General features: G+C 36.0%; 20 protein-coding genes and 1 tRNA gene. 18 read left to right on the forward strand and 3 right to left on the reverse strand.

Translation table 11 applies throughout. The features are described 5' to 3' along the window. The first annotated feature begins 29 nt into the window (after positions 1–29). Positions 30–106: transfer RNA gene (locus J6L95_RS00240), tRNA-Arg, on the forward strand. Between the two features lie 54 nt (positions 107–160). Here J6L95_RS00240 and J6L95_RS00245 read toward each other — a convergent pair. After that, positions 161–676 carry a hypothetical protein gene (locus tag J6L95_RS00245; RefSeq protein WP_287457656.1) on the reverse strand — a complete coding sequence of 172 codons (516 nt, stop codon included), beginning with the start codon at positions 674–676 and terminating at the stop codon, positions 161–163. Positions 677–827: 151 nt separating this feature from the next. On the opposite strand from J6L95_RS00245, the gene J6L95_RS00250 reads away from it, so the two are divergent. The 10 genes from J6L95_RS00250 to J6L95_RS00295 all read left to right on the forward strand — a co-directional run bounded on the left by J6L95_RS00250 (position 828) and on the right by J6L95_RS00295 (position 13,463). Then, complete coding sequence (locus tag J6L95_RS00250; protein ID WP_029070756.1) at positions 828–2,522, forward strand: ribonuclease J; 1,695 nt, start codon at positions 828–830, stop codon at positions 2,520–2,522. Positions 2,523–2,587: 65 nt separating this feature from the next. Beyond that, on the forward strand, positions 2,588–4,891 hold the full coding sequence (locus tag J6L95_RS00255) for a DNA translocase FtsK (RefSeq protein WP_287457658.1): 2,304 nt from the start codon (positions 2,588–2,590) through the stop codon (positions 4,889–4,891). Between the two features lie 129 nt (positions 4,892–5,020). After that, entirely contained in the window at positions 5,021–6,103 is a 1,083-nt protein-coding gene (locus J6L95_RS00260; protein WP_029073082.1) for a BMP family lipoprotein, read from the forward strand. 105 nt (positions 6,104–6,208) lie between these two features. Then, positions 6,209–7,744, forward strand: a complete 1,536-nt coding sequence (locus J6L95_RS00265; protein WP_287457659.1) for an ABC transporter ATP-binding protein — start codon at positions 6,209–6,211, stop codon at positions 7,742–7,744. Next, positions 7,734–8,852, forward strand: coding sequence for an ABC transporter permease (locus J6L95_RS00270; RefSeq protein WP_287457660.1), 1,119 nt, complete (start codon positions 7,734–7,736; stop codon positions 8,850–8,852). Before J6L95_RS00265 ends, J6L95_RS00270 begins: the two co-directional genes overlap by 11 nt. Next, entirely contained in the window at positions 8,852–9,814 is a 963-nt protein-coding gene (locus J6L95_RS00275) for an ABC transporter permease (RefSeq protein WP_287457661.1), read from the forward strand. Before J6L95_RS00270 ends, J6L95_RS00275 begins: the two co-directional genes overlap by 1 nt. Before the next feature lie 434 nt (positions 9,815–10,248). After that, complete coding sequence (locus J6L95_RS00280) at positions 10,249–10,470, forward strand: DUF896 domain-containing protein (protein ID WP_029070762.1); 222 nt, start codon at positions 10,249–10,251, stop codon at positions 10,468–10,470. Positions 10,471–10,532: 62 nt separating this feature from the next. Continuing rightward, positions 10,533–12,506, forward strand: coding sequence for a transketolase (gene tkt, locus J6L95_RS00285; protein WP_287457663.1), 1,974 nt, complete (start codon positions 10,533–10,535; stop codon positions 12,504–12,506). A 92-nt stretch (positions 12,507–12,598) separates the two neighbouring features. Then, positions 12,599–12,808: a YneF family protein gene (locus J6L95_RS00290; RefSeq protein WP_074624518.1), complete on the forward strand. Its 210-nt coding sequence runs from the start codon at positions 12,599–12,601 to the stop codon at positions 12,806–12,808. A gap of 25 nt (positions 12,809–12,833) precedes the next feature. Beyond that, complete coding sequence (locus J6L95_RS00295) at positions 12,834–13,463, forward strand: histidine phosphatase family protein (protein ID WP_029070765.1); 630 nt, start codon at positions 12,834–12,836, stop codon at positions 13,461–13,463. 9 nt (positions 13,464–13,472) lie between these two features. On the opposite strand, the gene J6L95_RS00300 is transcribed toward J6L95_RS00295, so the two are convergent. Further along, on the reverse strand, positions 13,473–13,622 hold the full coding sequence (locus J6L95_RS00300; RefSeq protein WP_287457665.1) for a hypothetical protein: 150 nt from the start codon (positions 13,620–13,622) through the stop codon (positions 13,473–13,475). Positions 13,623–14,065: 443 nt separating this feature from the next. Then, positions 14,066–14,695: a glycerol-3-phosphate 1-O-acyltransferase PlsY gene (gene plsY, locus J6L95_RS00305; protein WP_287457666.1), complete on the reverse strand. Its 630-nt coding sequence runs from the start codon at positions 14,693–14,695 to the stop codon at positions 14,066–14,068. 111 nt (positions 14,696–14,806) lie between these two features. Here plsY and parE point away from each other — a divergent pair, with 111 nt between their 5' ends. From parE to J6L95_RS00340, 7 genes are all read left to right on the forward strand, one after another. Further along, positions 14,807–16,780: a DNA topoisomerase IV subunit B gene (parE, locus tag J6L95_RS00310; RefSeq protein WP_502711009.1), complete on the forward strand. Its 1,974-nt coding sequence runs from the start codon at positions 14,807–14,809 to the stop codon at positions 16,778–16,780. After that, positions 16,770–19,337, forward strand: coding sequence for a DNA topoisomerase IV subunit A (gene parC / locus J6L95_RS00315; protein WP_287457668.1), 2,568 nt, complete (start codon positions 16,770–16,772; stop codon positions 19,335–19,337). The genes parE and parC overlap by 11 nt, the downstream gene beginning before the upstream one ends. A gap of 123 nt (positions 19,338–19,460) precedes the next feature. Beyond that, positions 19,461–20,552 (forward strand): ribosome biogenesis GTPase YqeH, encoded by a 1,092-nt coding sequence (gene yqeH, locus J6L95_RS00320; protein ID WP_287457669.1) that lies wholly within the window; start codon positions 19,461–19,463, stop codon positions 20,550–20,552. 9 nt (positions 20,553–20,561) lie between these two features. Continuing rightward, entirely contained in the window at positions 20,562–20,846 is a 285-nt protein-coding gene (gene yhbY / locus J6L95_RS00325) for a ribosome assembly RNA-binding protein YhbY (RefSeq protein WP_029070770.1), read from the forward strand. Then, positions 20,846–21,946, forward strand: coding sequence for a nicotinate-nucleotide adenylyltransferase (locus J6L95_RS00330; protein ID WP_031588585.1), 1,101 nt, complete (start codon positions 20,846–20,848; stop codon positions 21,944–21,946). Before yhbY ends, J6L95_RS00330 begins: the two co-directional genes overlap by 1 nt. Continuing rightward, on the forward strand, positions 21,939–22,283 hold the full coding sequence (gene rsfS, locus J6L95_RS00335; RefSeq protein ID WP_029070772.1) for a ribosome silencing factor: 345 nt from the start codon (positions 21,939–21,941) through the stop codon (positions 22,281–22,283). Before J6L95_RS00330 ends, rsfS begins: the two co-directional genes overlap by 8 nt. Beyond that, positions 22,283–22,999, forward strand: a complete 717-nt coding sequence (locus tag J6L95_RS00340) for a class I SAM-dependent DNA methyltransferase (protein WP_029073088.1) — start codon at positions 22,283–22,285, stop codon at positions 22,997–22,999. The genes rsfS and J6L95_RS00340 overlap by 1 nt, the downstream gene beginning before the upstream one ends. Position 23,000 lies beyond the last annotated feature (1 nt).

A 23,000-nucleotide genomic window follows, 5' to 3' on the forward strand; every position in this document is an offset into this window, starting at 1 on the left:
ATGTGAGCAGTCCGGGAAGGACATAAGAAGTCTACTTAGCTCAGCTGGATAGAGCACACGCCTTCTAAGCGTGCGGTCGGGGGTTCGAATCCCTCAGTGGACGCCATCTGAAATATACACCCTTCGGGGTGTTTTTTTCTTATATGTAAAAAGCGTTCAATCATAAGATTGAACGTACTTTTTTATTGAATGAGAAGATATAGATGAGCGTGACTATTTCACTTAAGCCATTGATGCAGGCAAATGTACATAGGATGATTGTCATTAGGCTTATATAGACCATAAATCTTTTGATCAGCTCAATGCATAATGGCATCATCTTGTTTTTAAGAAGATTGAGTATGCTTATCTGCAATAAGAAGATAATGACAATTGGAAATAAAGATGTATAGACATGAATGCGTGAGGCAAGATGCGCATTGTCTTTATAGATGATAAGTGATGATATACTTAAGGAGAGGGCACATAGTAATGAAATAAGAAGAAACGTTTTCTTATGAGATACGATCTTTAGAAAGCTTAACTGCTGGTAGAATAAATACAATGCGATGAGGCATGTATAGATGAGGACAATAAGATGATACTTAGGTGAAGCTGATACAGAAGAGATATTCTTGAATAAAAGGCTCTGCCTTGAGGCAATGTAGATTGTCAATAATATAAAGATGTAATCCATGCGTTACTCCTTTCATTGTGATTTTACTATAAAAAGATGTAAACGGGAAGACTGTCTAGAAATTCATGAAACCCATAGGCTTAATACATTGAGATAAAGCTAAAATGTGCTATAATGTGTAAAAAGAAATTACATGAGAAAGGATTATTAGATGAAAGATATAATAAAGTTTTTGGCGTTAGGAGGACAGGCTGAAAACGGAAAAAGCAATTATTGTATTGAAATCAACGATAAGATTTTTATTGTGGATTCAGGTTTCCGTTTTCCAGACTCAGATAAATTGGGAGTTGATGTCATTATTCCTAGCTTTGAATATCTAGTTGAAAATAAAGAGAAGATTGCGGCAATCATAATTACGCATGGCCATGATGATGTAATGGCCAGTCTTCCATATTTGTTGAGGGATATTCATGATGTACCTGTATATGCTCCAAATCTTACTGCTGATTTAATTGAAGAAATGATTGGCCGTTATGAAAGGCATAATAGAGTAAAACTTAACATGGATTTGCGTCGTGTTAAGAGAGATGCAACTATCAAGATCAAAGGTGTTGAGGTTGCGTTCTTCCCAGTGACACATTCCATTCCTGGAAGTGTTGGCGTTGCTTTCTGGACAGATGCTGGCTATATTGTCTATGCGTCAGAATTCATTATTGATTTTGGTGCACCATTGGAATTTAGCTGCAATCTGCAGAAGATGATGGAAATCGGTAAACGTGGTGTCTTAGCGCTTCTTGTTGAGTCATCTTATGCAAATAGATCAGGATATACTTCACCTAAGCATAAGTTGACTGATAAGATTGAACATATTTTTGAAGATGCAAAGGGACGCATCATTATTACGTCTTATGCTCAAAATATTTTCAGAACAAGAGAAATTGTTGAATTGACTAAGAAGTATGGTCGTAAGATTGTCTTTTATGGACGTGATAAATATGATCCTACCAACAGTATCTTAAGACTTGAGAAGAAGAGTCATAAGACTGGTATCAAGGTTGATCGTAAGGTGCTTGGCAAGAAGGAAAACATTGGCAAGTTCCCTAGAGATAATGGATATGTTATCTTGTTATCGGGCAGACCTCAGTCAATCTATAGTGATATTGATGATATTCTTGATGGTGGAGATGATCTTCTTAAGATAAGAAAGGGAGATACTTTCATTGTTGCTTCACCTGTTCTTCCTGGTACTGAAAAGATTGCTACGAGAGCAAGAAATAATCTTTATCGTACTGAAGCTAATGTGGAAATTCTTAAGAGTAAGGAACTGTTATCAATGCATGCTTCTGAAGAAGATATCAAGGTTGTTATTCAGATCTTTAAGCCTAAGTACTATATTCCAATCAAGGGTGATTATCGTGCCTTTGTCAACAATGCGATGGTTGCAAGGGATATGATGATTGATGAAGATAATATCATCATTGCTGATAATGGTGAAACTCTTACTTTTAAAGGTGGAGAATTACAGAGCGGCAGAGGAAAAGTTGAAGTCAATGATGTCATGATTGACGGTAGCGGTATTGGTGATGTAGGAGCCAAGGTTATCGATGATCGTATTCAGCTTTCTAATGATGGTGTTGTTGTAGTTGGTGTCACTATTGATAAGAAGACAAAGAAAATCATTGCACAGACTGACTGTCAGACACGTGGTTTTGTCTACTTGAAGGATGCAAGCTATGTGATCAGAGAAGTCGTCAACATCTGTGAAAAGGCTGTTGCTACTTTAGAAAATGAACCTGAAACGGATATTCAGGATATTAGAAACATGATGCGCGAACAGAGCATGCGTTATATTGTTAAAGAAACAGGCAAGAAACCAGTATTTATTGGGGTCGTTGTTGAAGTTTAAAATAGAAGATGTGGGATGATCCACATCTTCTATTCATTTGGTTTTATTACAGAAGGGGGAAAATCATGGCTGCGAAAAAGAAAACGAATGCACGTAGAAAGTCGAATAAGAAAAAGACGACAAAGAAAAAAGCTCAGCCGATGTTATCTGCATCATTAAAACTGAGACTGACAGCTTTGATTTTAGGATTTTTAACAGTTGTTGCTTATCTGAAGCTAGGCATTATTGGTGTGCTTTTGCATAGTGTTTTTGCCTTTTTCTTTGGTAATGTACTTATTACGACAGCGTATATTCTGATACTTTTGATATTGCTTTATCTTTTGATAAATGCTCGTCTTCCTAAGATGAGTTCTCCTGAGGCGGTAGGAATCATGATGATTTTCTTTTCCTCATTGATGATTTCTTGTTATGGCAAGAATGATCAGGGAATAAAGCTTATTATGACTTATCTTCAATCAGGTCATTATATTCGAGGAGGCTTTATCGGTTATATCTTCTATGGTATTTTCTCAGCTCTTTTTGCACCGACTGGTGCTTTATGGGCTGGTATTCTCTTTATTATGATTGGTCTTGTTCTTTCTACTTTAAAGCTGTTTTTTAAGTATAAGGAATATAGCGAAAGAGAAAGTGAGATTATGGAGGAGGAAGAGGAAGAAAGTGCTCCTGGCAAGTTCTTTGATTTTCTTCATCGTGAGAAGAAGGAACGTGTCCTTTTCCCAGATCAGGCTTTTGAGGAGAAAGAAGAGAAGCCAGTTAAGGAATCAGTTATGGATGCCTTTATTTTTGATGAAGAAGAGAAAGAAGAAAAACCAGCATTGGAATTTGATGAGCCTTCAATGAGACTTGATATTAAAGATGATGTCAAGAAAGAAGAAAAGCCGATTATTCATAATGAGCCCGTCAAGACAAAGAAGGGCGATTATCAGCTTCCTTCTTATAAGCTTTTAAATCCTGTCAAGAATCAAAAGCAGGGCAATGATGAAATGCGTAATGCCAAGATTGTCGGCAAGAATCTAGAAGAATTGCTCAAACAGTTTGGTGTTAATGTTCACGTAGAAGATCTGATGATTGGTCCTACTGTTACAAAGTATGAGCTAAAGCTTGAAATTGGAACACGTGTCAATAAGATCCTTTCATTGCAGGATGATATCCAGTTGGCTTTAGCAGCCAAGGATATTCGTATTGAAGCACCGATTCCAGGTAAGCCATATGTTGGTATTGAAGTACCAAACAAGAATGCGGCGATGGTGCCTTATAATGAAATATTCCAGCAGTCCATGCATGACAAGAGCTGGGAAAACAAGACAGCTGTACCGTTAGGAAAAGATGTTTCTGGACAGCTTATCGTAGCGGAATTAAATAAGCTTCCTCATTTGCTTGTTGCTGGGGCAACAGGTTCAGGGAAGTCAGTATGTATAAACTCAATTATCACATCCATTCTTATGAAGGCGACACCTGATGAAGTTAAGCTAATTCTTGTCGATCCAAAGAAAGTAGAACTTTCTAACTACAATGGAGTGCCTCATCTTTTAGCACCGGTTGTCACTGATCCAAAGAAAGCAGCAGGGGTTCTTCAGGAAGTTGTTTCTGAGATGGAAAGACGTTATGAAGTATTTGCGGCAAACAATAAGAGAAATATGGCAAGCTATAATAAGTTTGCCAAGGAACAAAATGAAGCCAATGGCGATGATGCTATGGAGGTTATGCCATATATCATTGTAATCTTGGATGAGGTGGCAGATCTTATGATGGTTGCCAGCAAGACGGTTGAAGACTGTATCATGCGTATTTCACAGATGGCGCGTGCTGCTGGTATTCATATGATTGTTGCAACACAGCGTCCTTCTACTGATATTATTACCGGTGTTATCAAGGCTAACATTCCTTCAAGAATTGCTTTTGCAGTTTCTTCTAGTATCGATTCACGTACTATTCTTGATACAAGCGGTGCAGAAAAACTTTTAGGAAAAGGGGATATGCTCTTTTCTCCTATGGGTTCTTCATCACCAATTCGAGTACAGGGTGCTTTTGTGGATGATGCGGAAGTGGCTAGAGTTGTTGATTTTGTATCTAACCAGATGGAAGCTGATTATGATGACAAGTATGTCAATGCTAAAGAGGCATCCAATGGTTCTAGCGGCAGTGAGTCCGGTGATGATCTTGATGAAGAATATGAAGAATGTCGTGCTTTTGTTATTCAGATGCAAAAGGCAAGTACGTCTCTTCTTCAAAGAAAATTCAGAATTGGTTATAATAAAGCTGCAAGAATTATTGATGAACTTGAGGCTAACGGAGTCATTGGTCCACAGATGGGATCTAAGCCTAGAGAGGTTTATATTAAGAGTTATAGTGAAGAAGATGAAAATTAATTTCATCTTCTTTTTTCGCTTTATTCAATAACTTTTTATAGATTTTTTTTAATCGGAAAAAATTACTCTTTTAAATCTAAATATGAGGTGGTATTATGTGTATAGATCATTCGAAAGGGGAAAGATTTTATGAAAAAATTGATCGCATCTTTGATGGTACTTTCAATGGTACTTGTGGGATGTAGCGGTTCTAACAAGAAAACAGAAATCGCACTTATTACTGATTCAGGAGGAATTAATGACAAGTCATTCAACCAGTCTGCTTGGGAAGCTGTAAAAGAATACGGCGAAAAGAATGGCAAAGGCTATAAGTACTATAAGCCAGCATCGTTCGATGATGAAGGTTATAAGAAACAGATCAAGAGCGCTGTAAAGAATGGTGCTAAGATCGTAGTTTTACCTGGTTTCAAATTTGCAAATGCAATGGGAGATATCCAGGAAGATAAGACTTATAAAGATGTAAAGTTTGTATGTATCGATTTCACTCCAACTAAGAAGGATGCAGCAGTTGATCCTGCAGAAAATGTATACTGCGCTTCTTATAAGGAACAGCAGCCAGGTTACTTAGCTGGATATGCCGCTGTAAAAGATGGTTATACTAAGCTTGGTTTCATGGGTGGTATCTCATTACCAGCAGTAATCAACTATGGTTATGGTTACTTACAGGGTGCAAATGATGCAGCTAAAGAATTAAACAAAAAAATTACTGTTAACTATACTTACACTGGTACATTCAACGAATCTCCATCAATTAAGACTCAGGCTACTGCTTGGTACAATGGTGGAACAGAAATTATCTTCTCTTGTGGTGGACAGATTTGTAACTCAGTATTTGCGGCTGCTGAAGATACTAAGAAATTCTCAATTGGTGTCGACAGTGACCAGAAAGATGATTCTAAGACAGTTGTTACATCTGCATTAAAGAACGTTAAACAGACTGTTGCTGATCAGATTACAGCAGTTTATGACAATAAGTTCAAAGGTGGGGCTTATGTTCTTGATGCTTCTGGAAGCTATATTGGTTTATCTTCTGATTTCTCAAGATTTAAGACTTTCAAGAAAGCTGACTACGAAGCTGAATATGCTAAGATTAAAGATGGTACTACAAAGATCTTAACTCATTCTGATGATGAATCAGCAAAAGGTAACCCAAATAAAACTGTTAAATTAAAAGCTGCTTTAACTAATGTAACAGTTAAATTTGAAGGATAAGAACAAGTAGAAAAGAACGTGTAAGCGTTCTTTTCTTTTTTTAATAAAAATTTCTTTATTTTAAAGCTATTTCATGTATAATTGTTTGGAAGAGGTGAAGGAAGAGTGGACTATGCTATTGAAATGCTTAATATCACAAAGGAGTTCCCTGGGATAAAAGCGAATGACAACATAACTCTTCAAGTCAAAGAAGGAGAAATACATGCTTTGCTTGGAGAAAATGGTGCCGGCAAATCTACCCTTATGAGTATCTTGTTTGGACTCTATCAGCCAGATGAAGGTAAGATCAAAATTCATGGTAAAGAAGTCTTGATTAATGATCCAAATGATGCAAATAAGTATAAGATTGGAATGGTACATCAACATTTTAAGCTTGTTCATAATTTTACAGTACTTGAAAATATTATTTTAGGTATTGAAGAAACAGGATTATTTGGCAAATTGAAGAAGAGTGAAGCTAGAAAGAAAGTAATGGATCTTTCTCAAAGATATCACTTGAATGTCGATCCTGATGCAAAGATTGAAGACATTACTGTAGGTATGCAGCAGCGTGTTGAAATTCTTAAGATGTTATTTAGAGATAATGAGATCTTAATTTTCGATGAACCTACTGCCGTATTGACACCACAGGAAATTGATGAATTGATGCATATTATGAAAGAATTGATTAGTGAAGGAAAGTCTATTATTTTCATTACGCATAAGCTAAATGAAATTAAGGCTGTTGCTGATCGCTGTACAATCATCAGAAAGGGTCGTTATGTAGATACAGTCAATGTGGCTGATGTCTCTAAGGATGTCTTATCTGAAAAGATGGTTGGACATAAGGTAAACTTTATTGTTGATAAGGATGAAGCAAAACCAACTGATACTGTATTGAAGGTTGATGGCTTGACTTATCAGCCCAAGGGTGCCAATAAGCCGTTATTGAATAATGTTTCATTTGAAGTCAAGAAGGGTGAAATTGTCTGCATCGCTGGTATTGATGGAAATGGACAAAGTGAGCTTGTTTATAATATTTCTGGTATTGAAAAGCCTACTGCTGGGCATGTTTATTTGAATGGTCAGGATATTACAACAACTTCTATTAGAGAAAGAAATGATTCTGGTATGGCTGTTATCCCTGAAGATAGACATAAACATGGTCTTGTATTGGATTACAGCGTTGCTGAAAATATGATTTTAAAGAGCTATTATAAACCAGAATTTGAAAAGCATGGCTTTATTGATTTTGATGCCATGAATGCTTATTCTGATAAGCTGATTGAACAATATGATGTAAGATCAGGTGAAGGTTCTAAATCTATTGCTCGTGGTATGTCTGGTGGTAACCAGCAGAAAGCCATTGTCGCAAGAGAAATTGAATCTGATAGTGATCTATTGATTGCAGTTCAGCCTACTCGTGGATTGGATGTTGGAGCAATTGAATTTATTCATAAGCAGATTGTCAAACATCGTGATAGCGGACATGCTGTATTGCTTGTTTCCCTTGAATTAGATGAAGTCATGACAGTGAGTGATCGTATTCTTGTCATGTACGAAGGTGAAATTGTTGCTGATGTAAATCCTAAAGACGTTGATGTCAAGGAATTAGGATTATATATGGCAGGTTCTAAGAGGGGGATAGGTTATGAAAAATAAATCTGCAGGATTTTTTGAAAAAGATAGCACAAAGTCGGTTATCTCATCACTTATCGCTATCTTGATTGGTCTTCTTGTTGGTTTGGTTATCATCCTGATTGCCAATCCAGCTGATGCATTAGAAGGATTCTTGATCATGCTTACTGGTGGATTCCAGGAAGGTATGCTTTCTTTAGGTGATGTTCTTGCCTATTCTGTTCCAGTTATGATGACTGGTCTTTCGATTGCGTTTGCCTATAAGACTGGAGAATTCAATATCGGTGTACCTGGTCAGTATTATGTAGGTGCTTTTGTTGCATTGTTGATTGGTGTTAAGGCAACATTCTTGCCTGATGCTATTGCATGGCTTATCGCTATTATCTGTGGTGGTCTTGCTGGTGCTTTATGGGCATTTGTGCCTGGTATTCTTAAGGCTAAGAGAAATGTCAATGTTGTAATCTCTGGTATCATGATGAACTATGTGGGCTTATTGCTAGTTATTCGTGGTGTTAAGACTTTCATCTATGAATCAACTGGGGCTCAGTCGTTGACTGTTTCTACTGAAAGAGCTATTCCTAAGTTTGGTCTTGATGTGATCTTTGAAGGAAGCTCAATCAACTTTGGATTTGTGATTGCTGTGGCATTATGTATTGTGGCATGGATTATCATGAATAAGACTACATTTGGTTATGAGTTAAAGGCTACTGGATTTAATAAGGATGCTGCTAAATATGCTGGTATGAATGAAACTAAGGCTGTTATCATGTCACTTGTTATTGCTGGTTTATTTGCTGGTGTAGGTGGCGCTATCGCTTATTTAGGTGGTACTGGTAAAGCTATTCAGATCAGTGAAGTGCTTCCTCCAGAAGGATTCAACGGTATTCCAGTTGCATTATTAGGTTTCTCTAATCCAATCGGATGTATCTTTGCATCATTATTTATCGCTTATATCAATGTTGGTGGTAACTACATGCAGTCATTAAATATTGCGATTGAAGTTATCGACATCATTGTTGCAGTTATTGTTTATTTTGCTTCATTTACACTATTTATTAAGCTTATGCTTGATAAGTTTAGAAAGTCAAAGAAACATAAAACGTTAGCTGCAAAAGAGGGAGGTAACAAATAATGAACATTGTCTATTTCTTATTTGCTCAGACATTATTATTTGCGATTCCACTTATGATTGTTGCGCTTGGCGGTATGTTTTCTGAACGTTCAGGTGTTGTCAACTTGGCGTTAGAAGGGATTATGATTATTGGTGGATTTAGTGGTATTTTCTATATGAACTTCATGCAGAGTAATGATATCATGCATGGTATGCCACTGTTATTTACAGCGTTATTGGTATCAGCAGCAGTGGGATGTTTATTCTCTATGCTACATGCCTTTGCGGCTGTTAACTTAAGAGCGGATCAGACAATTTCTGGTACTGCCCTTAACATGTTAGGTCCTGCACTTGGTATCTTTATTGCCAAGACTTTACAGGATGGTCAGCAGAATATCGGCTTTACAAATGAGTTCAGAATTTCTTCTGTTCCTGTATTATCTGATATTCCTGTTCTTGGAGACTTGTTCTTTAAGAATTTCTATATTACTACATTTATTGCGATTGCTATTTTGATCATTAGCTATTTCTTTTTGATGAAGACTAAGACTGGTCTAAGAATTCGTTCATGTGGGGAAAACCCACAGGCTGCTGATGCTGCCGGTATTAGCGTCTATAAGATCAGATATCTTGGTGTTGGTTTATCAGGAATTCTTGGGGGAATGGGTGGATTAATCTACATTCTTCCAATCTCAACTGAATTTACTTGCTCAGTTGATGGTTATGGGTTCCTTGCTTTAGCAGTATTGATCTTTGGTAACTGGGCACCATTAAGAATTGCTGGTGCAGCGTTCTTCTTTGGTATCACTAAGACATTAGCTTATGCTTATGGTTCAGTGCCATTCCTAGCTCATTTAGCTTTACCTGATACTGTTTATAAGCTAATTCCATATGTTGCTACATTGATTTTATTAGCATTCACATCTAAGAATTCTGCAGCACCACGTGCTGATGGGGTTCCATATGATAAATCTAAGAGATAAGAGGATGAAAATCCTCTTATTTTTTTATAATGAAAATATCCTTGTTTCACAATTGCATCTTTTATGAATTTCATGTTCTTTTAAAAAGTAAAGCGCTTTTATCCTTTGTTTTGTTTAAAAATTTAGTATTTTATTAATTATTTTATTTTAATATGAGGTAAAATTGTGACATAAAAAATGATGTTTATCACATTGCAATTTTGTTTCTTTCATCAAATGAAAAAGGATTATTGACAGGTAAAAGGACTATGTTATAATGTTCTTGACCTAAGAGCATATATGAATTTCCTACATATATTATAAGGGAACCTGATTGCTGACAGTGGTGTTGAAGACCTTCTTTAAGTAGGGATCCTAAAGCTTGTCACAAGGTGCCCACCTGTACTTAACAGGGATAATCCTAACTCTCTTAGGTCCTTTTATAAGGAGATTTTATGTCTAAAGATATGGATATGTTAATCAAAGAAATTAATGCTTTAGCAAAGAAAAGCAAAGAAGAAGGATTAACAGAGGAAGAAAAAAAGAAGCAGCATACTTTACGTCAAAAGTATTTGGAAATTTTTAGAGGGAATTTTAGAAATCAACTTGCTTCAATTAAAGTTGTAGACCCTAACGGGAACGATGTAACACCTCATAGAAAACATAAGATTCATTAATAGGAAAACGCGATATTGTAAATATAACATTGAATGAGTAGAATTGGGGGACAAACGTACACATGAATTCGCAACTATCTATTGCAACGATTAGATCGTTAAACATTGATATGATCAACAAGGCTAAGTCTGGACATCCAGGTATGGCAATTGGATCAGCACCAGCATTATACACATTATTTACTAAGGAATTGAAAGTATTCCCAGAAGTTTCAAAATGGCAGAATAGAGACCGTTTTGTTTTAGCAAGTGGGCATGCAAGTGCTTTATTATACAGCTTATTGCATTTATCTGGTTATGATTTAACTATGGATGATTTAAAGCAGTTCAGACAGTGGAACTCACGTACACCAGGGCATCCTGAAATTAATGTTACTGATGGTGTTGATGCTTCATCTGGGCCATTAGGACAGGGTATTCCTATGGCAATTGGTATGGCTATGGCTGAAAAGTTCTTAGCTGAAAAGTTTAACAAGGAAGACGCAGCTATCGTTGATCATTATACATATGCATTATGTGGCGATGGTGATATGCAGGAAGGTGTAACTTACGAAGCATCTTCATTAGCAGGCCATCTTTCTTTAGGAAAGCTTATTGTTATTTATGATGCAAATAATGTCACATTGGATGGTCCTCTATCATACTCATTTAGTGAAGATGTTAAGAAAAGATATGAAGCCATGAACTGGCAGGTTATTGAAGTCAGCGATGGTGAAGATACAGCATCTCTTCATAAGGCTATTAAAAAAGCTAAGCGTGAAACATTTAAACCTTCTATTATTATCATGAAGACAGTTATTGGTAGAGGTTCTAAGAACGAAGGAACTAATGCTGTTCATGGCGCACCATTAGGTAGTGAAGATGGCAAGAATGCTAAATTATCTTATGGATTTGATCATGATGAATTCTTTGTACCTGAAGAAGTTTATGATGACTTCAAGGACAATGTGTTCAACAGAGGTAAACGTGCTTATAGTAAATGGGAAAGTACTTTAGAAGAATATAAAGAAAAGTATCCTGAAGATTATAAGCTTTATAATGATGCTATTGAAGGACGTTTCACATTAGCATATGATGAATTGTTAAAACAGTTCCCATATGGTTCTACTGAAGCAACAAGAAATGTATCATTGAAGATTATTCAGGAAGTAGCTGCACAGAATCCTACATTCTTGTCAGGAACTGCTGATTTGGCTTCTTCTACTAAGACTACAATTGCTAATGAAAATAGATATTCATGTGAAGACTATAGCGGAAGAAACTTATACTTTGGTATCAGAGAATTCGCAATGGTTGCTATCATGAATGGTATGACTTTACACAAGGGTGTGAAGATTGCAGCCGGTGGTTTCTTAGTATTCAGTGATTATTTCAAGGCCGCTGCACGTATGGCATGTTTAATGGAATTGCCAATCATACTTCCATTATCACATGACAGTATTGCTGTTGGTGAAGATGGTCCAACACATCAGCCAGTAGAACAGTTAGCAATGCTTAGATCAATGGTAGGAATGAGAGTCTTAAGACCTGCTGATGCTAATGAAATGTGTGCAGCATGGAAACTTGCAATTGAATCTACTAAGAATCCTACAGCATTGATTCTTACAAGACAGGGTGTTGATAATATTACTAATGCGACTTTTGAAAATGTATCAAAGGGTGCTTATGTTGTTTCTAAGGAAGAAACTGAATTATCTGGTATTATCATTGCTTCTGGTTCTGAAGTTGGATTAGCTGTTAAAGCTCAGAAAGCATTATTTGAACAGGGTGATCGTGGGGTAAGAGTTGTTTCAATGCCTTCACAGGAATTATTCGATGCACAAAGCGTTGAATATAAAGAATCTGTATTGCCAAATGCTACTAGAAAGAGATTAGCTGTAGAAATGGCATCTCCATTTGGATGGCATAAATATGTTGGCTTAGATGGTAAAGTATTATCTGTCAATACATTTGGTGCAAGTGCTCCAGCAAACAAGGTCATTGAAGAATATGGCTTTACAGTAGATAATGTTGTTGAAACTTATCGTTCATTATAAAATAGACTAAGATGAATCTAATATTAGATTCATCTTTTGTTTTACAAACGGTTTCAACAATGATATAATTAAAACACTCATGGAGGTGTATTATGTCAAGTTTTATTACGACTTTTATAGCGTGTATTATAACAGCAGTTGTTGTATTCTTCTTTTCTAGATGGATGTTCAAGAATGAACTTAAGAAAAATCCACCTATCAATGAAAAGATGATCCGTGCTATGTTTAGAGAAATGGGACGTAAACCTAACGAAGCACAGATTAGACGTATTATGAAAAACATTAATGACTCATATAAATAAGGGGAATCCCTTATTTTTATTTGGTATGAAGATTTATATTACAAGACATTCCCGTACAAAGTGGAATGAAGAAAAACGTCTTCAGGGAAGAGAAGATTCTCCTTTAACTGAAGATGGTATCAAGAATATTTACGCATTAAAAGATCACATTAAAGATCTACATGTTGATCGTATTTATTCTAGTCCCATTAAAAGAGCATTAACAACAGCTCAAATGCTGTTCCCTGAAAGAGAAATCACTGTAGATGATCGTATTCAGGAAATGTGTTTTGGTATTTATGAAGGTATTCATTTTAATGAAATGCCTGAAGATATGAAACATGATTATGATGTTCTTTGGAATCATCCAGAAATTTCACCGGGCTTACCTGGTGGAGAATCATATGATGAAATTGAAAACAGATTACATTCTTTTATTGATGATATCAAAAAGAAAGATGAAGATATCTTCATCGTCACTCATGGTTTCTGTTTTACTGTCCTTGTTTCATTGCTTTTAGGTTATGAGAGAAAGGATTATGTAAAGATCAATAAACAGATTGTCAATGGCTGTTCATTAACGATATTTGATTATGATGGATCATTCCACATGGAAGCATACGGGCAAAATGATTTTCTTCCTGTAGTTTCAAAAGAAGCTTTTATTAAACAGTAAAGAAATCCCCTAATTGGGGATTTCTTTTAGTTTCTTAGGTTCTTCTTTTTGTTTAATTGCTTTCTGAATGGTTTTATTATCTCCCCAATGATCTAGCTTACGTTCTTTGATAAAAGGCAAGATAGCATCATACTGTTTTGCAAAATGCCCAGCAATCATAATGTTGATGAGGCTACGAGTTTAGGGTATTTAATGTTAAAGTCTTGATCTAGAAAATAACGCATAAGACAAGTAATGGAAAAGCGAAGAGTATAGACTTTATTGGAATTGAGCCATTCTTTAATATAAGGCAGAAGTTCATTTTTATGTTTCTTGAATGCTTTTATATTAAGCTGATTACAGGTGTCCAGTTGTTTACATAGGGAAGGAAGATATTGGCTTGTCTGATGGCTTCATGAAAGTCTTTTGTTTCTGATATCATGAAGGCATGAAGCTGATTTTCATCGTAATAGTGATGTGGCAGATGTATTAGGAATAAACTGTGTTCATCACTTTTAAGCGGTTTTGCATGAAAATCTTTATATTGAAGATCTTGCAGCTTAAAGAGTTCATCATGCATATTTTGGCATAAAAAAATGACCCCTATAGGAGTCAAATTTATTTTAAAGCCATTGCACTTTACTTTCCGTTCCATTCTTGATTCGACTGATATTGGCATGATGCTTGAAGACAATAAGCGCCGCAATGACAAAGTTGATAATGATTCCAACTGTACTGTAATGCCAATGTGGTGGAATAAGTCCGATGAATGGTGCAACAATAGCAACAGACACAGAACCGATGATGGATGAAAGTGAGACATACTTAGTTGTTTTTAATGTAAACATGAAAACACATACAGCGAAAATAAATGCGTAGATGTTAGTCATCAATGTATAGGCGATAGCGGAAGACACGCCTTTGCCGCCTTTAAATCCTGCAAATATCGGGTAGCAGTGACCGATGATACATGCGAGTGCAGAAAAGTAGAATAAGTCATCAGATAGGTTGAAATACGCTGCTAACAATCTTGTAATAAGAATTGCGACGATACATTTTGTACCATCAAGAAGAATGACTGCAAATCCTGCTTTTTTTCCAAGCACTCTTCCTGCATTTGTTCCTCCTAGATTTCCTGAACCTTTTGTACGGACGTCGGTATTGTAGAATACTTTACCAATGACAAGTGCAAAGGGTACAGAACCATACAAGTATGCCATAATAAGACATAAAACGGATATTACGATATTCATAGTGTCACCTCAAGAAAACATTATACATATATTAAATAGAAATGCAAAGTAGAATATGCAAATAGATTTCGTTTATGATATAATAGAGCAGTTAATGGAGGAGGTTTAATGATGCCTAATACACATTATGATGAATCTGATATTCAAATCCTCAAGGGATTGGAAGCTGTCAGAAAAAGACCTGGTATGTATATTGGGTCTACAGATGCAAGAGGGTTGCACCATCTTGTATGGGAAATTGTGGATAACTCAATCGATGAAGCCCTAGCTGGTTTTGGGAAAAAGATTGTAGTGACAATTCATAAAGATAATAGCATTACTGTAGAAGATGAAGGACGTGGTATGCCTACTGGTATTAATAAAGAAACAGGTCGTCCTACAACTGAAGTCATTCTGACTGTTCTTCATGCAGGTGGTAAGTTTTCTAGCGATGGTGGATATAAGACATCCGGTGGTCTTCATGGTGTAGGTTCTTCGGTTGTTAACGCGTTGAGTGAATATTTAGAATTAACTGTTTATCGTGATGGTTATACTTATACACAGAAGTTTGAAAATGGTGGATCAGTTATACATGATCTAAAAAAAGGAAAAAAGACAACGAAGACAGGTACTACAATTCATTTTATGCCTGATTCTAAGATTTTTAAGAAAATCAATTTTAATTTTTCTACTATCAGTGAACGTTTAAGGGAAGATGCGTTCTTATTAAAGGGCATTGAAATGGAGCTTCATGATGAACGTACTGATCGTCATGAAAACTACTTTTATGAAAATGGGCTAGAAGAATTTATCAACTGGCTAAATAGCGGTAAGCATAAAAGCATATCGAAGGTATTAAGCTTTGATGATGATTCAAAAGAAATTGAAGTAGAAGTGGCCTTACAGTTTACTGATGGCTATCAGGAAAACATTGTTTCATTTGTCAATCTCGTAAGAACAAGTGATGGCGGTACCCATGAAATGGGCTTTAAGTCAGGTCTTACAAAGGTCTTTAATGAATATGCAAGAAAGTATGATTTATTGAAAAAGAAAGATAAGAATCTTGAAGGTACTGATGTAAGAGAAGGATTAACAGCTATTCTTTCAGTAAAGATTCCAGAAGAATATTTACAGTTTGAAGGACAGACTAAAGCAAAGCTTGGTACACCTATTGCTAGAAATATACTTGAACAGGTGACTCAGGAGTATTTGACTTATTATCTTGAAGAAAATAAAGATGAAGCTGATGCTCTTGTTGCTAAAATGATTAAAGCTGCAAGTGCTAGAAATGCAGCTAGAAAAGCAAGAGAAGCCGCCAGAGGGAATAAGGCGAAGAGAGAAAAGCAGATCTTAAGTGGGAAGCTTGCGCCTGCTCAGTCAAAGAATAAGAAAAAGAATGAGCTTTATCTTGTCGAAGGGGATTCAGCCGGTGGTAGTGCCAAACAGGGACGTGATCGTAAGTTCCAGGCTATTCTTCCTTTAAGAGGTAAGGTTGTCAATACTGAAAGAGCAAGTATTACTGATGTCTTGAAGAATGAAGAAATTGCGACAATGATCAATACAATCAATGCAGGATACGGCAGTGATTTCAATGTAGAAGATTCAGCATATGATAAGATTATTATCATGACCGATGCGGATACCGATGGGGCTCATATTCAGATCTTATTGCTGACATTCTTCTATCGTTATATGAAAGGATTGATTCAGGCAGGAAAGGTCTATATCGCTATGCCACCTTTATATAAGGTATCAAAGAAGAATGGCAAGAAGGAAAAGGTTGAATACTGCTGGGATGAGAAAGATCTTGAAGAGGCTAAGAAGATTGTCGGAAGAGGATACAATGTACAGCGTTACAAAGGTCTTGGTGAAATGAATGCAGATCAGCTTTGGGAAACAACCATGAATCCTGAAACCCGTACACTTATTCAGGTCAATATTGAAGATGCTGCATTAGTAGAACGTCGTGTTTCTGTTTTGATGGGTGATAAGGTTGAACCAAGACGAGAATGGATTGAAGATAATGTACAGTTCTCTATGGCCGATGATTTTGATGCCTTTACAATGGATCAAAAAGAATTAATAGGAGGTCACAATGGAAGATAATAAGATATTAAGAATGTCCCTTGATGATATTATGGGAGATCGTTTTGGACGTTATTCAAAATATATTATCCAAGATCGTGCGCTTCCAGATGTCAGAGATGGTTTAAAACCAGTTCAAAGACGTATTCTCTATGCGATGTTTAAGGAAGGAAATCTTCCTACTAAAGCTTATCGTAAATCTGCTAAAACAGTCGGTAACGTTATTGGGAACTATCATCCTCACGGCGATTCATCTGTATATGATGCCATGGTGCGTCTATCACAGGATTGGAAGATGAGAATTCCTCTTGTAGATATGCAAGGGAACAACGGGTCTATCGATAATGACCCAGCAGCAGCCATGCGTTATACTGAAGCAAGATTAGCGCCAATCTCTATGGAACTTTTAAAGGATCTTGATAAAGAAACAGTAGAGATGGCCTTAAACTTCGATGATACAGAATATGAACCAACAGTTCTTCCTGCTAAATATCCAAACTTGCTCGTCAATGGTGCAACAGGTATTTCTGCAGGTTATGCGACAGATATTCCTCCTCATAATTTAGGAGAAGTCATCGATGCGACTATTTATCGTATCAAGCATCCACAATGTCATTTTGATGATTTACATCAGTTTATCAAAGGTCCAGATTTTCCTACTGGTGCCATTGTAGAAGGGGCAAGCGATATTGCGAAAGCTCTTCAATGCGGTCGTGGAAAAGTCGTTGTCAGATCACGTTATGAAATTGTGGAAAAGAAGAACATGAATCAGATTGTCATAAGTGAAATTCCTTATGAAGTCAATAAGGCAGATCTTGTCAGAAAGATTGATGAAATTCGTTTTAACAAAGACATCGATGGTGTTCTTGAAGTAAGAGATGAATCAGATCGTAATGGGTTAAGCATTGTCATTGATTTAAAGAAAGATGTAGATGCACAGAATACGCTTAATTATTTCTTCAAGAATACCGATTTACAGAAGAACTACAATTATAATATGGTCGCTATCAAGGATAAGCGACCTGAACAGATGGGGATTGTTTCTATTATTGATGGGTATATCAATCATGAAATAGATGTTGTAACCAAACGATCAACATTTGATTTAAATAAGGCTAGTGCTCGTGAACATATTGTAGAAGGATTAATCAAGGCTGTTTCTATTCTTGATGATGTTGTACATACAATCAGACAATCAAAAGATAAGAAAGATGCTAAACTTAATCTGATGGATCAGTATGATTTTTCTGAAGTACAGGCTGAAGCTATTGTCATGTTACAGCTATATAGATTAACAAATACGGATATAGTGGCATTAGAGGAAGAATTAGCATCTTTACATGAAGAAATAAAAAAATTAAAAGAAATTCTTGGCAGTGAAAAGGTTTTAAGACAGGTTATTATCAGTGAATTAAGAGAAATCAAGAAGAAATATCCTTCTCCTCGTTTAACAACAATCAAGGATGAAATCATGGATACTTCAATTAATGCACAGGCTATGATTGTATCTGAAGATTGCTATGTCTCAGTTACAAGAGATGGCTATATCAAGAAGATTTCTTTAAGATCATATAAGGCCAGTCAGAATACCGCCTTTGGCAAGAAAGACGATGATCGTCTTGTTTCACTTTGTCAAACAAATACGTTGTATACACTTTTAGTCTTTACTAATCGTGGTAATTATTGTTTTGTACCAATTCATAAGCTAGAAGAGTTTAAGTGGAAAGATCTTGGTAAGCATATCAGTTATCTTATTAAGCTTAATAATGATGAAAAGATTATCGCAACTGTGCTTGTCAAAGATTTCAAATCACCACAGTATGTGATGATGGCTTCACGAGATGGTGCAATCAAGAAAGTAGCTATTGCGGACTTTGAAGTATCACGTTTCTCTAGACCTATGAAATGTATGAATCTTAAAGCTGATGATGAGATGGTTTCAGTTCAGCTTTCTAGTGGTCATGATGGTGTCATTCTTGCCAGCAAGGCAGGATATGCTGCTTTATATAGTGAAGAAGAGATTTCAGTCGTTGGTATTAAGGCCGGTGGGGTCAAGGGTATTCGCTTGACTCATGATTCGCTCGCATTTATGCGTGTCTTTAATCCAGCCAATCCACAATCACTTGTGATCTTTACTGATCCAGTTGGTATCAAGCGTATTCATGTTTCTGATATTCCTGCATGCAAACGTGCCAATAAAGGAAACTTGATTTTCAAATCGCCTAAATCACGTCAGATTACACTTTATGATGGCTATATCATGGACACATATGATACACTGACACTCTATGGTGAATCTGGTTCGATTGAGGTCTGTGCTAAGGACTTTAATTTCACCGGATTAATTAATAGACCTGGTGGTATCAAGTCGTTTGAAGATAAGTCAATTGATTTTATCTATGATCCACGTCTGCTTATTGCCGATGGTAAAGTAGAAGAGGAAGGTTCTTTCAAGGAATTCTTCCAGGTAGAAAAGGAAAAGACTTTATTTGAAGAGGAAACTCCAATAAAGAAGAAAGAAGAGAATAAATTCAAGCCGATCTCGTTTGATGATCTGTTTGAAAACGATGATTTCTAATAAGGCTACATCCCATAAAGAAAGCATTTATGGGATGCCTTTTTTCTTGTAAATTTGTCAATGGACATTCTCTTTTCATGAGGAAAAAAATAGTGTACAATGAAGGGCGAAAAGGGTGATGAAATGAGTGAATTAAGATGTGGTGGCTGCGGAGCAGTCATTCAAAGTGAAGATAAAAATAAGCCTGGCTATCTGCCAGAAAACGCATTAAATAAAGATAAGCCTTTATGTCAAAGATGTTTCAAGCTTATGCATTATCATCAGAAGATGGAATCCCATCTTTCTAAAGAAGATTTTCTTAAGATCATTACATCCATAGGAGACAAGGATTGTCTTGTAGTGTATATTGTGGATCTTTTTGATTTTAATGGAAGTCTTATCAGCGGCTTGACACGTCACGTAGGTTTTAATGATATTCTTGTATTAGGAAATAAGAGAGATGTTCTTCCTAAGTCATTAAAAGATCATCGTTTAAATATGTGGGTGAGAAGACAGCTTAAAAATGAAGGTATCAAGCCTGTAGATGTCATCTTGACAAGCGGAAAGAAGAAACTCAATTTTGATGAAATCTTTGATGCGATTGAAGAATACAGAAAAGGTCGAGATGTTTATGTGGTCGGTATGACCAATGTTGGGAAGTCAACTTTTATTAATGCATTGTTAAAGCATTATAGTGATGTTGAACAGACAATTACGACAAGTGAGTTCCCTGGTACAACTTTGGATCTTATTCGTATTCCGTTTGATGAAAAGAGTGCTTTATATGATTCACCAGGAATCATGAATGAAGCGCAGATGACTTCTCATGTGGCAGAAAAAGATCTTAAGACTATTGTGCCACAGTCGGAATTAAGACCAATGTCTTTCCAGCTGAATGCGAAGCAGACTTTATATATGAGCGGTTTAGCAAGAATGGATTATCTTGAAGGAGAGAAAGCAGGCTTTGTTTGCTACTTTAGTAGACAATTAAAGATCCATCGTACAAAGATGGCTAATGCGGATGCTCTTTTTGATAATCATAAGGAACTTAAGCTTTATCCGCTTGGTGTAGATAAGATTTCACAGATGAAATCTTATGAGTTCTCATTTAAGAAAGGTGAGAAGAAAGAAGTCTTTATTTCAGGTTTAGGCTTTATTAGTGTCAATACAAAAGGTAAATTACGAATCAGTGTTCCTGAAGGCGTTGATGTCTTTGTTAGGGAATGTTTAATTTAAGGAGATTATATGTTAACAAGTAAACAGAAGAAATATTTAAAAAGTGAAGCACATGCGTTAAAACCAATTTTCCAGGTTGGAAAAGATGGTGTTGGCATGAAGCAGGCTAACAGCATTAATGATGCTTTAAAGGCAAAAGAATTAATTAAGGTAAAATTATTAGATACATGTCCTCAGACTGTCAATGAAGCAGCATTAGAGATTTCAAGATTAACAAAAGCTGAAGTTGTTCATATTATTGGACATACTATTATTCTTTATAAGGCAAGCGAAAAAGGAATCTATCAGATCTAATGAAAGTGGGGTTGCTTGGGGGAAGCTTTGACCCTATCCATAAAGGACATGTAAGTATTGTTAAAGAGGCTATCAAGCACTTTGATCTTGACTGTTTCTATTTTATTCCAACGAAGAATAATCCTTGGAAGGATCATACTGTTGCAAGTGGAGAAGAACGTTATGAGATGATCGAAATTGCGACAAGTGATGAAGAGAAAATCAAGATTGATCGTATTGAGCTTGATGCTAGTGAAAATGGTAAGAATTATACTATTGATACATTAAGAGCATTGGTTAAGATGCACCCTGATGTGAGTTATTATTATTTAATGGGAATGGATCAGGCTGCTTCTTTTGATAAATGGGTAGAAGCAGAAAATATTTCTAAGCTTGTACAGCTGGTTGCATTTAATAGAGCAGATTATCCTAGTGATCATGAAAATTTAGATCGTTACCATTTTATTAAGATGAACAACGTGGAAATGAAAGCATCTAGTTCTGAAATTAAAGAAGGGCATCTTGAGATGCTTGATGAACGTGTGCTTGCTTATATTTCAAGAAAAGGTCTTTATCTTGAAACGATGATTAAGCCTTATCTTTCTTTAAAGAGATATAATCACTCTCTTTCTGTTGCCAAGCTTACAAGAGAGTTTGCCAAGTGCAATGGAATTGATCCACAAAAAGGATATATTGCCGGATTGATGCATGATATTGCTAAAGAGATGGATCATAAGAAGGCTTCTTTAATTATGTCGCAGGAGTTTGCGCAGTTTATGGATAAGCCAGTACCAGTATGGCATCAATGGCTTTCTGCTTATTTATGCAAGAAGGATTTTCTTCTTGATGACAAGGAGATTCTTAAGGCTATTGAAGATCATACAACAGCATCTACAAGCATGAGTGTCCTTGGTAAATGTCTGTATTGTGCAGATAAACTTGATCCACTACGTGGATATGATTCAAGCAAGGAAATTGAAATTTGTAAAGAAAACATACATGTAGGTTTTTCAAGACAGCTTAAGCAGTTCTACGATTTCTCTAAAGCTAAGAATAGAGAAATTGATCCGCTGTTCTTTGAGGTTTATAAGACTTACGGTGAAGGAGATATTTATGACTAAATTAGAATGTATTGTTAAAGCTATGGATGATAAGTTAGCAACAAACATCGTAGCTATCGATATGCGTGAAGCTAGTCCTATCTTTGATACTTTTGTATTGGCCACTGCCAGCAATGCACGTTTGTTGCATGCAATCAAGGATAGCGTTGAAGATGCATTAGCTGAAAACGGATATGAAGTAAAAGGTATAGAAGGATTAAGAGATTCTAAATGGATCTTAATCGACTGTGGAGATATTGTGTGCCATATCTTTGAAAATGATGAAAGAGATGCCTATAATCTAGAAAAATTATGGAGTGATATGCCACGTTTAGACGTAGCATCAATGATTGACTAATGAGTTATCAGGAATTTGCTTATTATTATGATAGCTTGATGGATCCTGCTTTTTATGATGAATATGTTCATTTCTTAAATGAACATATTCATTTTCAGGTAGGATTGGAACTTGGCTGTGGGACTGGTGAAATGACCCTTCGTCTTATTGAAGAAGGAAAACAGATTACGGCGACTGATCTTTCTAATGATATGCTTGAAGTGCTTTTTGAGAAAGCCGCATTTAAGCAATATCATTTTCCTATTTATCGTATGGATATGTGTGACTTTAGTGGTCATGACGATTTTGAAGCAGTGCTTTGCTTTGTGGATTCTCTTAATTACATCATTGAACAAGAAAAAGTGCAGAGTGTCTTTAATAATGTTTATGAATCATTAAAGATGGGCGGTGCTTTTGTTTTTGATGTCAATAGTCTTTACAAGCATAATGTTATACTTGATGGCTATAAGGAAGAAAACGATGATGAAGATTTCTATTTTGAATGGGATGTTTCTTCTGATCATCAGGGTAACATTACTCATCATGTAGTCATTGAAGATAAGGAAAGCAAAGAGAGAGTAGAAGAGATTCATCATCAGAGAACTTTCTCTATGGAAACTTATCAGGAAATGCTGAAGAAGGCAGGCTTTTTAGATATTGAAGTCTACAGTGATTTTGAGGATTACCATGAGAAATGTGAACGTTTGATTTTTATTTGTAAGAAGGAGGCACACTAAT

This window comes from Kandleria sp. (genome assembly GCF_017934775.1).
Lineage (GTDB): Bacteria > Bacillota_I > Bacilli_A > Erysipelotrichales > Coprobacillaceae > Kandleria > Kandleria vitulina.